Genomic DNA, 14,138 nt, shown 5'->3' on the forward strand with positions numbered 1-14,138 from the left:
TGTCTTTTTCAGTGTGTAAACCATCTTACACACTGAAAAAATTTCTAAACTAGCAGAATATCTACATTCTTTATGAAATTGAATGAAAATATATTTGGCATGGAACTTGCTTTATAATTTGTGTAATGGTAATTAATTTATAGAATCTTAGATCACAGTTTATAAGGAGGAGTAAGACATGAAAAGAATTTTGTTAATATGTTCAGCAGGTATGTCAACAAGTCTACTAGTTTCAAAAATGCAAGCTGCTGCAAAAGAGCAAGGTATTGAAGTATGGATAAATGCAGTAGCAGAATCAGAACTTAGAAATTATGAAGACCAAATAGATATATTATTATTAGGGCCTCAAGTTAGATTTTTATTAAATAAACTTAAGGCTAAGATGGAGCCAAAGGGAGTTCCAGTAGATGTTATAAATACAATCGATTATGGAACTATGAATGGTGCTAAAGTTCTTAAATTTGCATTGGATAAGCTAAGTTAAATAAATTTAATAAAGGCGTCTTTCAGACGTCTTTATCTCGTTAGAAATATTAACGGTAGACATTAGGGAAGGATGGAAGTAAAATGGAAGAAATAATATTAAATTTAATAATGCATAGTGGAGAAGCAAGAAGTTACTCAATGGAAGCTATTCAAGCAGCTAAAGAAGGAAATTTTGAAGAAGCAAGTCAATTGATAGTAAAAGCAAACGAAGAGTTGGGACATGCGCATAATGCTCAAACAAGCTTAATTCAAGGAGAAGCAGCAGGGCAAAAAGCTGAATTTTCGCTACTTCTAATTCATGCTCAAGATCATCTAATGACAACAATGACATTAAAAGATTTAGCTAATGAGATAATAGAAGTTTACACTAGACTATAAAAGTTAGAAAACTTATAGTGTTTTTATATGAGAGTAATACTTTTATAATCTAGGGTTAATGATTTATATTTAGAAGAAAAGAGGTATTACTATGGAATATGTAATTGGGATTGATGGCGGAGGAACTAAAACAGAAGCAGTTGCCTATAATCTTAATGGTGAAGCTATTACAAGTGCAGTAACTGGCTTCGGTAACTTACTTAATGGGGAAGAAGAGGCATTAAATAATATAATTAATGCAATAAAACAAGTAGTTGAGACTTATGGCAAAGAAGGGTTAAAAGGATTATACTTAGGCTTAGCTGGAGCAGAGGTGGATGATAACGCCAAAATCGTACAAGAGAGAATAAAAAAAGAATTGTGCATTGAATCAACTGTAATGAATGATGGCGAGTTAGCACTTAAGGCTTTACTTAAAGGTGAAGATGGAGTGCTTACCATTGCCGGTACTGGTTCAGTAGCGTTTGGAATTAAGAACGGAAAAGAAGCTAGATGTGGAGGCTGGGGTAACCTTCTAGGAGACGAAGGCAGCGCTTACAAAATAGCTATAGAAGCATTTAAAAATATGATTTACGAAAACGATTTTGGAATAGAGATGAGTGAACTTTCAAAAGAAATATTAGAAAGCTTAAAAATGAAAAAGGTTGATGAAATAATTGGTTTCGTATATTCAAACACCAAGGATGAAGTAGCTTCAATTACTCCTATAGTTTCTAAAAGAGCTGATTTAGGAGATAAGATTGCAATTGATATCTTAAAATCAGAAGGATTAGCAATAGCTAAAACCACTGAGAGGGTATATAAAAAATTAGGATTTCAAAGTGCAAGTGTAGGAATAGTTGGAGGTGTGCTAAAAAAATCAAAAATACTTAGAGAAACATTCGAAGAGTATCTAAATGAGAATGCAAATATTATAGCCTTTGTAGATGAAGAGGTATCACCTGCAAAAGGCGCATATTATTTATATATTAAAGAAAAGTAATTTTGAAAGAAGGGTAAAATAATGAGACGATTAGGAATTTCAGTATATCCCAATCATGTTCCAATGGAAAAAATAATTGAGTATATCGAGTTGGCTGCAAAGTATGGGTTTAGCAGAATATTTACGTGCTTAATTTCTGCAAGTGATAAATCCACTGAAGAAGTAGTAGATGAATTTAAAAAGATGCTAAAGGTTGCCAATAAACATGGAATGGAAGTTATTGCAGATTTAGATCCAACTGTATTTAAGAACTTAAATGCAAGTATTCAAGATTTAAAAGTATTTAAGGAAATGGGCTTAAGTGGAATAAGACTTGATATGGGTTTTTCAGGTTTTGAAGAAACAGTTATGACATTCAATGAATACGGATTAAAAGTTGAACTTAATATGAGTAATGGAACTAAGTATGTTGATAATATTTTAAGTAATAAACCTAACATGAATAATCTTTATGGTTGCCATAACTTTTATCCACATGTATATACTGGATTAAGTTATAAGCACTTTATTGCTTGTTCAAAACAATTTAAAGAATTAGGAATTAAAACAGCTGCATTTGTAAATTCACATAATGCTGACCATGGTCCTTGGCCAGTAAATGAAGGCATATGTACACTAGAAGAACATAGAAATTTACCAATAGAAGTTCAAGCAAAACATCTATGGGCTACAGGATTAATTGATGATGTTATTATAGCTAATGCGTTTGCATCAGAAGAGGAATTAAGAGCTCTTAGCAAACTTAATAAGGATAAATTAGAATTTAGAGTAGAACTAACTAAAGGAATATCTGAAATAGAGAAAAAGATAATTTTAGAAGAATTCCATTTCAGTAGAGGTGACGTATCAGATTATGTGGTTAGAAGTACTCAAAGTAGAGTTAAGTACAAGGGTACACCATTTCCACCATATAATACTCCAGATATAGAACGAGGAGATATCTTGATAGAATCAGATTTATATACAAGATATGCAGGGGAACTACAAGTTGCTATTAAGGAAATGAAGAATAGTGGGAAAACTAATGTTGTTGCGAAAATAATACCTGAAGAGAGGTTTCTTTTAGATTATATTGAACCTTGGGGTAAGTTTGGATTTAAAGAAAAAGAATAGTATACTTATATGAACTCATGTACTAAATGTATATTGAGTTCATTTTTGTTTAGACTACTTTAATACATAAGAGTTACATAACTACATGACTTACACAAAAGAACACTCTGTTACACACTGTGTATATATAACTGTGTAAAAGTTATCATTAAGTGAGTGAAGAAATAAGCCATTCTTCAATGAAAGATTAGGATTTAACTTTGGCATGATTATTGCTATATATAATAGTGTAAAGTTGTTAGATAGAAAACAAAATCTAGCAGATTACAGATTAAAGAAATGTACTAGCTGTCTTAAGGAAATAAGAAATTATCAAATATATAATAATACCTTTGGATAGCTGGGAAAAACAATATATTTAAAGGGAGGAATAATATATGAAAAAATTTATGGCCTGGATGGAAGAACACTTTATTCCAATAGCAGGTAAGATCGGTGCACAAAGACATCTAGTTGCAATACGTGATGGATTCGTTGCAATTATGCCACTTATTATGGCAGGAGCTTTCGCAGTACTAATAAACAATTTACCACTTCAATTCTTTCAAGATTTTATGCTTAATACTTTTGGTGAGACTTGGAAGACATTTGGTGGTGACATCTGGAATGGTACGTTTGCAATCATGTCATTATTGTTAGTATTCACAACATCCTATAGTTTAGCTAAATCCTATGAGTCTGATGGATTAGCTGCTGGAGTTGTATCTTTTGCATCATTATTAATCATTTATAAGGGTTCTACTTTAGATTGGGCAATACCATATGCATACTTAGGAACTCAAGGATTATTCGTTTCATTAATATTAGCACTTATTGTTACATCAATATTTGTAAAACTTTTAGGAAATCCAAAATTGGTTATAAAAATGCCTGATGGAGTTCCACCAGCTGTAGCTAAATCTTTCGCAGCATTACTACCATCAATCATTATACTTATACTTGTAACTGCATTTAAACACATTGTAGGAATTTGGAATATATCAGATATACATGCATCAGTATTCTGGACTATTCAAAAACCATTATCAGGTATAGCAGGATCCCTACCAGGAGTACTAGTAATAATATTCTTACAACAATTATTATGGTTCTTTGGATTACATGGATCAAATATACTTGCTCCAGTTATAAATACATTATTATTACCACTAACAAATGCTAATATAGATGCATTTAATGCAGGTAAAGAGATACCAAATATTTTAAACTCACAATTCCTAGATTCTTATGTAAACATGGGAGGATCAGGTACAACAATAAGTTTAATCATAGCTATATATATTGTATCTAAAAATAAAGCTCAAAAAACAATTGCTAATTTAGGAGTTGCACCAGGATTATTCAATATAAATGAACCAGTTATTTTCGGTATGCCAATAGTTTTAAATCCAGTATACTTTATACCATTTATCTTAGTTCCAATGATTTCTGCAATAATAGCTTATACATTAACAGCATTACACATAGCACCAAAGATAGTAGTACTTGCTCCTTGGACAATGCCTCCAGTATTAGGAGCGATAATGTCTACAGCTTCAATTAGAGGTGGATTAGTTGCATTAATTATAATAGCAGTAGGAACATTTATATACCTACCATTTGTAGTTGCTGCAGATAAAGAACTAGCAAGAGAAGCAGAAGAGAGTTTAGCAGATTAAAAATATTAACAAAAAGGGATATCTATTTTAATATAGATATCCCTTTTTATATTTAATCTTATCTAAAAATATCTGTTGAACTATTTTTTTTGTTTGATGAATATATTGAAGATTTATTTAAAGATTCATTTCTTGATGTAGAATATCCTACGAAAAAGCAAATGTAATAATTAATTGTAAAGCTATCAGCTATATAAAAATATCCTTTTACTAGTCTGGAGTATAAATTATGAACAGAAAAATTAAGAGGAACTTTTACACATCCATTTACTGAGGAACTTTTAGTTAAATCTACTGTTTCATCATGAATATCGTCATATTCAATTTTAAACTTTTTTACTCCTTCAAAGAAAATAAGTTTTTCCTTTGCACATTCTATGGTTTCAAATGACAATAGCTTCATTGACACATTAACTTGGTTTAGAGTTTTTAACGGATTGGATTTTTGAGATAGAAATAAGTTATCCTTATCTTGAAATAATGATCCTTGGGATAATGAAAGGTTATTTAATTCTGTAGGGGTTAAAAAGCCAGAAATTTTTATCTTATTTTCCTCCATAGTGCACTCCTGTAATTACTTTAAATATATTATATGTATGAAGGTCCAAATCGGTTAGCTACATATAATATTTTCAATGCATTTACAATAGGATTAATAAGTAAAGCTTGCAAGGATTTATAAAAGAAGTCGAAAAATGTAACAATGATTGTCTGTAAGAATATAATGTTATTAAGTGATATATAATATTATATTTAACGCAGGAGGAAAGATTAATGAACAAAATATTTTCTGAAGATATTCATGTGTGTACAAGTAATAATGGTAGTGTAAAGGCTTCATGTGATATTGCTTTTGTTAAAGTACCAGTATTATTAGCTGTAAGGGAAGTACAAGTTGATTTAGAAGCTTGTATTGAGCTTGTTGATGATGTATTAGAAATAAAAAGAGTTAAAAAGAATGTGTTTTTAACAGAATGCAAGTTAATGGTAAACTGCGGCAAAAAAGATCCATGCAATAAAGAAAAATCATTTGGAAAATTATTCATAAACGGGTTCATAGAAAAGAATATAGAATATGCAGTAGCTTCTCATCTAGAAGATTGTGGTAAGATAATGGTTGGGGCAATCAAACATGCAACAGTTAAGGTTCCATTTAGATGCGCAACAGAAATAGAATTTCTTCAAAAACCAGTAGTTGAATTTAGAGAACCAGGTAGAGAAATTGACTTCTTTGGAAATAATAGATGTAATAACATGACTAATAAAGTAATTGAATGTGGTTGTGGACATGAGGAACTTGGAAAATTAAGATGCGAAGTAGAATTTGAAGATAGAGTAGCATTTATAGAAAGACCTTTCTGTAGATTGGTTGAAGCAAGAATATTTGATAATGACCAAGCTATAGATGGAAGACTTATGGAATCAAAACAACACCATGAATGGGATTATGAAGAAGAAGAAGAAAGACAAGTAATAGAAGATTTAGATTTAGTTCCAGAAAGAAAATCTCATAAACCATGTCATGAAAAACCATGCAAGAATGGTTGCTTAGATGAAGAATTCAAATCTATTAAATTCAGAAAGATAAGGGAAAATATAGTTGCTTTCTTGAAGATAGAAGTTTATCAAGAACAATTAATTAGAATTGAAAAATAAAAAATAGAGATGGCTTAAGAGCCATCTCTTTAGTTATACTTAAATAATTATAACAAATTATTTAATTTCTACAGTTGCAGTATCAGTTTTACCGTTTGTAGCATTATCTACAGCAGCTTTAACTAATGCTTTGAAGTTATCAGATGAGTGAGTAGCACCTGTAACAGAGTCAACTTTAGCTATATCTTGCTTATCTACTAAAGCACTAGCTAATTCTTTAGTATATTTATCTGGTGAAGTTGGAGATTTTGCAGACATAGCAGTAATATATGCTTTGTCTCCACTCTTTAAATGTCCATCAGCTTTATTTGAGTAATCAAACTTAGCATCAGATATTTTTCCATCCTTGTAAGTAACTTCAACAAAAGGCTTCCATCCTTTATCATCAAAGTCCTTAGCTTCTGCCTTGTAAGTTCCATCTTTAGGTCCTTTTTTTCCGCATCCAGCTAGTAAAGTAACAGCTACCATACCAGCAGCTACGATGCTTAGTAAAGTTTTCTTTTTCATTGAGAATTTCCCCCTTAATAATAAAAATTATTTTAGTTATTTATTGATAAATAAGTACATAATTAAATGATGCACTTATTACTCACAATTTTATAAAACCCTTTAGATTATATACGTTTATGAAGCTTGAGATCTATGTTTACCCAAATATAGAGGGTACTTAATTAGCGCCCTCTATATTATGTGAAATATTAAATTATTTCTTTACTTCTTGTTTTCCAGTTACGCTACTAGTTCCATCCATTTTGAAAGTAGATTTAGCTGAATCAGTTGTGAAGTATATGTTTCCATCAACCTTAGCATCAACTAATTGGAAGTTATCAACACTTACATACACATCACCTTTAAATGTTCCGTGTTGAATACTAGCCATTGGGCTCTTTATAGTTAATTTAGGAGCTGTTAATGTAAATCTAGCAGTTACCTTACGATTTTCATCTTGAGTGTAAAGTGCTATTTTACGTTGGATAGCATCATTACCTTTATCGTCTTTTTTACCGTTCTTGAATTCACCGTCAAGTACTAATTCCTTGTCAGTTGTAACGTCCTTTGTGATTGCAATGATCCATTTACCATTTGTACCGATAGCTTGTTCAAATGCAGCAGCATCTGATACAACTGAAGCTGATGTAGTAGCATCTGCTTTTGCAGTTTCAGTTTTAGTAGTGCTTTCAGCTGGTTTAGTATCTTCCTTCTTACCACAGCCAGCTAGTAAAGTAACAGCTACCATACCAGCAGCAATTATGCTTAATAAAGATTTCTTTTTCATAGAGAAAATCCCCCTTTATCTATGTTTAGTTAAATTCTTGTCAAATAAATACATGCTTTGACAACATCTTTATTATACACTCTTTTGTTATACGTATACAATAGTTTTTACTTATGCTATATTAGTATTACTTATATCAATTAAAAGCACTTGTAAATGTTTAACCTAGCTTTCCTAGGGCGTTGTTAAAATTAAAACATGACTGTTAAGTAATTCACCAGAATGTTAAATTGGAGATTAGTACATATAGACACATAAGTTAAAAAGGGATAGAATAAATATGGATTTATATTTGTAAGTTGAAATATTAATGTATTAAATTATGTACATTATAAAAAACTAACGTAAGAATATTCATAAGAGGTGGTAAAATGTCAAATAAAACAAAGATCCTTGTTCTAGGAGCAGGATACGGTGGAGTACATGCCGCTAAGAAATTAGCGAAAAAGTACAAGAAGAATGATAATGTGGAAATTACATTAATTGATAAAAATACTTTCCACACATTAATGACTGAATTACACGAAGTAGCTGGTGGGAGAGTTCATCCAGAGTCTGTGCAAATAGAATTAAGCAAGATATTTGCAAGAACAAAAGTTAATTTAGTTACAGATTATATAGAAGATGTAAATACAGAAAAGAAAGTTGTTAAGACAACCCATGGAACCTATGAATATGACTATTTAATAGTTGGTACTGGTTCTGAACCTGCATTCTTCGGAGTTCCAGGAGTAAAAGAAAATGGATTTACATTATGGTCTTTTGAAGATGCATTAGAAATCAGAGCACATATTAAAAATATGTTTGAAAAAGCATCAAAAGAAAGAAATGAAAAAGCTAGAAAAAGACTTTTAACTTTCGCTGTTGCTGGATCTGGATTTACAGGAATAGAAATGGCTGGAGAGCTATTAGAATGGAAAACAAGATTAGCTAAAGAATATAATGTTGATGAAAAAGAAATTAGATTATTAGTTGTAGAAGCTATGGGGACTATACTTAATATGCTAGATAGATCTCAAGCTGATAAAGCAGAAGCTTACATGAAGAAAAAAGGTGTTGAAGTATTAAAGAATTCACCTATCGTTGAGGTAACTGAAGATAAGGTAACTTTAAAGGATGGAAGTGAAATTGAAACTAATACTTTAATATGGACTTGTGGAATTCAAGCAAATCATGAGACTAAAGAATATGGTCTTGAGACTGCAAGAGCTGGAAGACTACAAACTAATGAATTTATGCAAGCAACTGGCAAAAAAGATGTATATGTAGTTGGTGACTTAACATACTTTGAAGAAGAACCAGGAAAAGGAACTCCTCAAATTGTTGAAGCAGCAGAACAAACTGCAGATACAGCTGTTAAAAATATAGTTGCAGCAATAGAAAATGGTCAAATGACTAAATTTAAATCTAACTATCATGGATTTATGGTTTCTATTGGCGGAAAGTATTGCGTAGCAAACTTAGCAGGAATAAAACTTTCAGGTTTCTTTGCAATGATGATGAAGCATATTGTTAACCTATATTATTTATTTGGTGTTAATGGAATAAATGCTTGTTATCATTATTTAGATCATGAGTTCTTCGGAATTGAAGATAAGAGAAATATGTTTAGAGGTTTATTAGCTTCTAAGGGAAATAGATTATGGACTGTACCACTAAGATTATATGTTGGTGTTTTATGGACACTTGAAGCATTAAAGAAAATGATAGGTGAGGATACTTGGGCTAAAAATGGTATCTCATCAATATTTAATGGATTAGGACCTGATTCTTGGTTTAAAGATGGAAATGTAAAAATGGCGTTTGATTGGTTACATACATCAGCAACATCAGGTGCATCAGAAACTACTTCAAATGCAGCTAATACTGCAGCTGCAACTGTAACTCCAATATTAAGCCATGTACCATCATTCTATGCAGCAATAATGAAGATATTTATACCAACTCCTGAAGTTGCTGTATGGTTCCAAAGAATTGTTGTTGTAACTGAGTTAGGTATTGGATTATGCTTAATCGCTGGATTATTCACATTCTTAGCATCAGGTGCATCAATATTCCTAGTATGTAATTTCGTTCTTTCAGCAATGACTGGTTGGGATACATTATGGTATGTATTTGCTGGAATCGCATTAATGCAAGGAGCTGGTAGAACATTTGGTTTAGACTACTTCGTGATGCCATGGATAAGTGAAAAGGTCGGAAATTTCTGGCTTGGAAAAAGAGTTCCTGTTTACAAACAAGGAAATAAATAGAACTCAAATATAATGTATTAATAGTTCATTCTCTAAAATTTAATTAGAGAATGAACTTATATATGTGGTAACATTTTAAAAGAAGGTAAAAGGCTAGGCAATGATCTTCAAATATTGCATTAACAAAGCTTTTTACCATCTTTTTTTATCACTTTATGTAATAGTTTTATGATATAATGAATTAAAATGTTGTTATATAACATTATAGAATTATATATAAGATTGGAGAATATTATTATGATTAAGAAGTGGGATATTATAATTATTATTCTGCTTGTAACATTATCCTTTCTTCCTGAGTTAATATTAGGAGTAGCATTAAAAAAAGATTATAAGGAAACATATGCTCAAATTACAATTGAAGGTAAGGTATATAAAAATATACCCCTTTCAACACATAAAGGGCAGGACACCATAGAGATAAAGACAAAGTATGGATTAAATATAGTAGAAGTCAAAGATAATAAGATTGCTATTATTGATGCCGATTGCCCAGATAAAATATGTATGAAGCCAGGCTTCATAGAGAGTGTTGGAGAAAACCTAGTATGTTTACCGCATAAATTAATGGTGGAAGTAAAAGGCGAAACTTCAGAAGATGGAGTAATTCTGTCATATTAGAGGTGAAAACATGAGAAAGACCGCCAAATTAGTATATATATCTTTATTAGTTGCTCAAGCATTAGTTTTACATATATTTGAGAGTATGATTCCAATGCCTTTGCCTACACCGGGGGCTAAGCTTGGATTAGCAAATCTTATTTCTGTTATAGGTTTATATACTTTAGATAAGAAAAGAGATGTACTAATAATTATATTGCTAAGACTTACATTAGCAACAATGTTTGGAGGAAATTTATCTTCCTTTATGTATTCCTTTGCTGGAGCTATATTGAGCTATGTGATGATGATTGTAGTTAAAGGAATTGGTAAGGATAAAGTTAGTATTATAGGAGTAAGTTGCAGCGGTGGAGTATTTCATAACTTAGGCCAATTACTAATTGCATCAATGATTGTTAGAAATATAGGAGTTATGCTATATCTTCCGGTATTATCATTGGTTGGGATTGGAACAGGAGTATTTATTGGAATTACTGCAAATTATGCTATTAAACATATGTCAAAACTTCCTTACTTTAATAAAATTTCTTAAAAAGTTGAGGAGATCTTATGGATAAAATGTGGAATCAGTACCCAGATATAAAAAAGCAATTAAATCAGGTACTTAAAATAATAGAAGATAATTCAAGATGTAAAGATAAAGTCATAGAAAATTCCATTTTAGAATTAGTTAATTCAGGTGGGAAGATGCTTAGACCTGCATTCGTGATTATTGCATCAAAATGGGGAAAGAATGATGACATAGGAAAAACTAATTCGTTAGCATCTGTAGTTGAGATGATGCATATGGCGACTTTAGTTCATGATGATATAATTGATGATTCAAAAATGAGAAGGGGTCAGGAGACTATCCAATCAAAGTATGGAAAAGACTATGCAGTATATATAGGGGACTATCTATTTTGTGCATGCTTTAAAGTACTAGCGGCAGAGGGGTCTCTTCAAAGTATTAAGGTTGATTCAAAATCTATGTCAAGAATATGTCTTGGTGAAATTAATCAAATGAATTCAAAGTTTAGTAATAAAATATCTATTAAAGAATATCTATCAAGAATATCAGGAAAAACAGCAGAGCTATTTTCGCTATCATTCTATATAGGAGCTGCAGAAAGTGGTTGTTCTGAGAAACTTTCCAGAGAGTTTTGGAATATAGGACATGATGTAGGAATGGCATTTCAAATAATAGATGATATTTTAGATTATGTTGGAACAGATGAAAGCATTAAGAAATCTGCTGGAAATGATATAAAACAAGGAATATTTACACTTCCTTTTCTTTATGCAGTGAAAGAAAATAAAAAGGCATTTGAAGAGTATTTTAATAAAAGTCACTATGAAGAAGAAGACATTAAATCAATTATTGATTTAGTTAGAAAAAATGATGGTGTAGAGAAGTCAAAAGAATTAGCACTAAAATATTCACAAAAAGCGTTTAAAAGAATTGAAAGACTGCCAGATAATACATTCAAGGATATTCTTAGAGAAGTTATTGAAAAGTTGTTATATAGAAATTATTAAAGGATTCTATTTTAAGAATCCTTTAATTTTTTTCTTTAAGGTATCAATAAGCTTTTTTTCATGTGAATAGAAAGCTTTATTAACCAATATATATAGAGAATAATTAAATTTAAAGTCTATAATGTTTACTTGTTTAAATTGAGAGTTACTAAGATATTTATTTGCTACAAGTTTTGGAATAAAGCATATAGCATTTGTACTAGCTAAGGTATTTAAAGCTACTACAGGAGAATCTGTGGAAAGTACTATGTTTAATTTATCTTTCTGCATATTCATTTCAATAATTTTATCTTCAAAACTTTTGCATATAGTACAAAAATTATTAACAATTATTAATGGTAAAGAAGATAATTCATCGAAGGTGTATTCATCTTTTATATTAAAATCGGTAGGACATACAGCGATTATTTCATCTTCTAATAATTCTTGACAGATTAATGCATCATTAGCAATCTGTTCACAGTAAATAAAAATATCAAAGGTACTTGTATTTAAAAAATTTATGTTGGATGATGCATGAACAGAATTTATGCTTATCTTTAAATCCGAAAATGAGTTTTTAATATCCATAATAATATTAGGTAGAATAAAACTTTGAATATATGAGCATGAATGTATATTTAAACATCTTTTATTGTATTTTTTTGATGATAATTCCTCAAGCATATTATCGTAATTTGATAAAATAGCTCTACAATATTTTAGAACGATTTCACCTTCTGGAGTTAATTCAACGCCTTTATTACTTCTTTCTAACAATTTCATATCTAGCTTGTCCTCTAATTTTATAAGCTGTTGAGAAAGAGCAGATTGAGAAATATGTGATTTTTTTGCAACATCAGATATGTTCTTGGTTGTAGCGATATCATAAAAATATCGTAAGTTATCTAAATGCATTTTATCCTCCAAGTTAATAATAAATTCATAATAAATTAATAAATTAATTATAGACAATATTAATTAATATTGCAAACAATAATTTTTATCAATTGAAAACATTACATAATGTGGAATTGACATTGAAAACTTGATTTATTTATGATATTTTTATAATAACTTACTGTAAGGAGAACAAATATGAAAAATAAAATTAAATACAGCATATTATTTTTATGTATTTTTATTGTAGTAGGTCTTTTTTATGCTAATAACAAAGTAATAAATTTAAAACCACTTAAAGGAAGTTTTGTAATTTGGGCATCAAAAGAAAACTATAAATATTTAGAAGAATCCTCAAAAGAGTTTATGGAGACTAATAAGAAGGTTAGTATAACTGTTAAGGAAAAATCCAAAGATGAAATTATTAATTATATAGAAAAAGGTTCTGGTAGTGACGATGCTCCATCTGTAGTTTCAATTAATTCTAAGGATTTAAGAAATCTATCTGATAAAGGAAAACAAGGAATTGCCTCTGCACATAATGTAATAGATTCATATGGAAAAACTTTTAATAGTTGGAGACTAAATGAGATTAGTGTACAAGATGATCTTTTAGCAATACCTATTGAAAATAACCCTGTTTTTATGTTTCTAAGAAAAGACATATTAGATCAATATGGGTATAAAGCTGAGGATATAAGAACATGGAAAGAATTATTGGATGTTTCTAAAGATATAAAAAACAAATCTAATGGCAAGATTAGCTTACTTAATTATAGTGATATAACATTAGATTCTCTAAGAAATATTATGTTATATCAAGCAGGGACAGAAAAAAATATTAAAGAAACATTAGATTTTATTAAGAATAATGACCTTATGGGTAAAGGAACTACAATAGCATATATAGCAACTAAAGATAATTATAATAACATAATTGATGCTTCAAATGAAGATGCTTTAACTGCAATTATGTTACCTGCACTTGAAATAGGGGGTAATAGAGCAGCTTCTCTTGATGGTGAAAATTTAGCCATAGTTAAAGGTACTAATGAGAAACAAGAATTGGCAACTAGATTTATAACTTATTCAATTAATAATCAAAGTTTAATGGAAAAATATTTAAAGGAGAATACTTTTTTCCCTAGCTCCGTGGTATTTTATAAGAATTCAATTATGGATACTGAATTTTCAAAGGTTAATAATGATAAAGTATGGAGCTTAATGGCTAATATATGTAATAGAAATTATACTATAGATGATTATAAAAAATTAGACGAGCAAGTTAAAAATGAATCAGTGGATAAATAAGAAAAACC

General features: G+C 30.0%; 16 protein-coding genes. 12 read left to right on the plus strand and 4 right to left on the minus strand.

Translation table 11 applies throughout. From position 1 onward, the window contains the following. Nucleotides 1–178: 178 nt before the first annotated feature. The 6 genes from PTZ02_RS00095 (at nt 179) to PTZ02_RS00120 (ending at nt 4,617) form a co-directional block, all read left to right on the plus strand. Nucleotides 179–484, plus strand: coding sequence for a PTS sugar transporter subunit IIB (locus tag PTZ02_RS00095; protein WP_202768072.1), 306 nt, complete (start codon nt 179–181; stop codon nt 482–484). Nucleotides 485–567: 83 nt separating this feature from the next. Further along, entirely contained in the window at nt 568–864 is a 297-nt protein-coding gene (locus tag PTZ02_RS00100) for a PTS lactose/cellobiose transporter subunit IIA (protein WP_274225806.1), read from the plus strand. A gap of 91 nt (nt 865–955) precedes the next feature. Then, nucleotides 956–1,846, plus strand: coding sequence for an N-acetylglucosamine kinase (locus tag PTZ02_RS00105; protein WP_274225807.1), 891 nt, complete (start codon nt 956–958; stop codon nt 1,844–1,846). A gap of 21 nt (nt 1,847–1,867) precedes the next feature. Beyond that, nucleotides 1,868–2,959 carry a DUF871 domain-containing protein gene (locus PTZ02_RS00110; protein WP_274225808.1) on the plus strand — a complete coding sequence of 364 codons (1,092 nt, stop codon included), beginning with the start codon at nt 1,868–1,870 and terminating at the stop codon, nt 2,957–2,959. A gap of 205 nt (nt 2,960–3,164) precedes the next feature. Beyond that, nucleotides 3,165–3,299 (plus strand): hypothetical protein, encoded by a 135-nt coding sequence (locus tag PTZ02_RS00115; protein WP_274225809.1) that lies wholly within the window; start codon nt 3,165–3,167, stop codon nt 3,297–3,299. 37 nt (nt 3,300–3,336) lie between these two features. Next, nucleotides 3,337–4,617 (plus strand): PTS sugar transporter subunit IIC, encoded by a 1,281-nt coding sequence (locus PTZ02_RS00120; RefSeq protein WP_274225810.1) that lies wholly within the window; start codon nt 3,337–3,339, stop codon nt 4,615–4,617. Nucleotides 4,618–4,675: 58 nt separating this feature from the next. Here PTZ02_RS00120 and PTZ02_RS00125 read toward each other — a convergent pair whose 3' ends face one another. Then, nucleotides 4,676–5,176, minus strand: coding sequence for a hypothetical protein (locus PTZ02_RS00125; RefSeq protein WP_274225811.1), 501 nt, complete (start codon nt 5,174–5,176; stop codon nt 4,676–4,678). Nucleotides 5,177–5,391: 215 nt separating this feature from the next. On the opposite strand from PTZ02_RS00125, the gene PTZ02_RS00130 reads away from it, so the two are divergent. Beyond that, nucleotides 5,392–6,273 carry a CsxC family protein gene (locus PTZ02_RS00130; RefSeq protein WP_274225812.1) on the plus strand — a complete coding sequence of 294 codons (882 nt, stop codon included), beginning with the start codon at nt 5,392–5,394 and terminating at the stop codon, nt 6,271–6,273. A 57-nt stretch (nt 6,274–6,330) separates the two neighbouring features. Here the strand turns inward: PTZ02_RS00130 and PTZ02_RS00135 are convergent, their stop codons facing one another. Both PTZ02_RS00135 and PTZ02_RS00140 read right to left on the minus strand, forming a co-directional pair. After that, nucleotides 6,331–6,780: an FMN-binding protein gene (locus PTZ02_RS00135; protein WP_274225813.1), complete on the minus strand. Its 450-nt coding sequence runs from the start codon at nt 6,778–6,780 to the stop codon at nt 6,331–6,333. A 196-nt stretch (nt 6,781–6,976) separates the two neighbouring features. Then, complete coding sequence (locus PTZ02_RS00140; RefSeq protein WP_274225814.1) at nt 6,977–7,549, minus strand: hypothetical protein; 573 nt, start codon at nt 7,547–7,549, stop codon at nt 6,977–6,979. 371 nt (nt 7,550–7,920) lie between these two features. Here PTZ02_RS00140 and PTZ02_RS00145 point away from each other — a divergent pair, with 371 nt between their 5' ends. The 4 genes from PTZ02_RS00145 (at nt 7,921) to PTZ02_RS00160 (ending at nt 11,940) form a co-directional block, all read left to right on the plus strand. Then, nucleotides 7,921–9,801 carry an NAD(P)/FAD-dependent oxidoreductase gene (locus PTZ02_RS00145; RefSeq protein WP_274225815.1) on the plus strand — a complete coding sequence of 627 codons (1,881 nt, stop codon included), beginning with the start codon at nt 7,921–7,923 and terminating at the stop codon, nt 9,799–9,801. Between the two features lie 237 nt (nt 9,802–10,038). Beyond that, the gene (locus PTZ02_RS00150; protein ID WP_274225816.1) at nt 10,039–10,422 is read left to right on the plus strand and encodes a NusG domain II-containing protein; all 384 of its coding nucleotides are present in this window, start codon (nt 10,039–10,041) and stop codon (nt 10,420–10,422) included. 10 nt (nt 10,423–10,432) lie between these two features. Next, nucleotides 10,433–10,954: a Gx transporter family protein gene (locus PTZ02_RS00155; protein ID WP_274225817.1), complete on the plus strand. Its 522-nt coding sequence runs from the start codon at nt 10,433–10,435 to the stop codon at nt 10,952–10,954. Nucleotides 10,955–10,971: 17 nt separating this feature from the next. Beyond that, nucleotides 10,972–11,940, plus strand: coding sequence for a polyprenyl synthetase family protein (locus PTZ02_RS00160; protein ID WP_274225818.1), 969 nt, complete (start codon nt 10,972–10,974; stop codon nt 11,938–11,940). A 6-nt stretch (nt 11,941–11,946) separates the two neighbouring features. On the opposite strand, the gene PTZ02_RS00165 is transcribed toward PTZ02_RS00160, so the two are convergent. Then, on the minus strand, nt 11,947–12,837 hold the full coding sequence (locus PTZ02_RS00165) for a LysR family transcriptional regulator (RefSeq protein ID WP_274225819.1): 891 nt from the start codon (nt 12,835–12,837) through the stop codon (nt 11,947–11,949). A 180-nt stretch (nt 12,838–13,017) separates the two neighbouring features. Here PTZ02_RS00165 and PTZ02_RS00170 point away from each other — a divergent pair, with 180 nt between their 5' ends. Then, a complete protein-coding gene (locus PTZ02_RS00170) occupies nt 13,018–14,130 on the plus strand; it encodes an ABC transporter substrate-binding protein (protein WP_274225820.1) in 1,113 nt (370 codons plus the stop codon). The last annotated feature ends 8 nt before the right edge of the window (nt 14,131–14,138 follow it).

It is taken from the genome of Clostridium sp. 'White wine YQ' (genome assembly GCF_028728205.1).
Lineage (GTDB): Bacteria > Bacillota > Clostridia > Clostridiales > Clostridiaceae > Clostridium_T.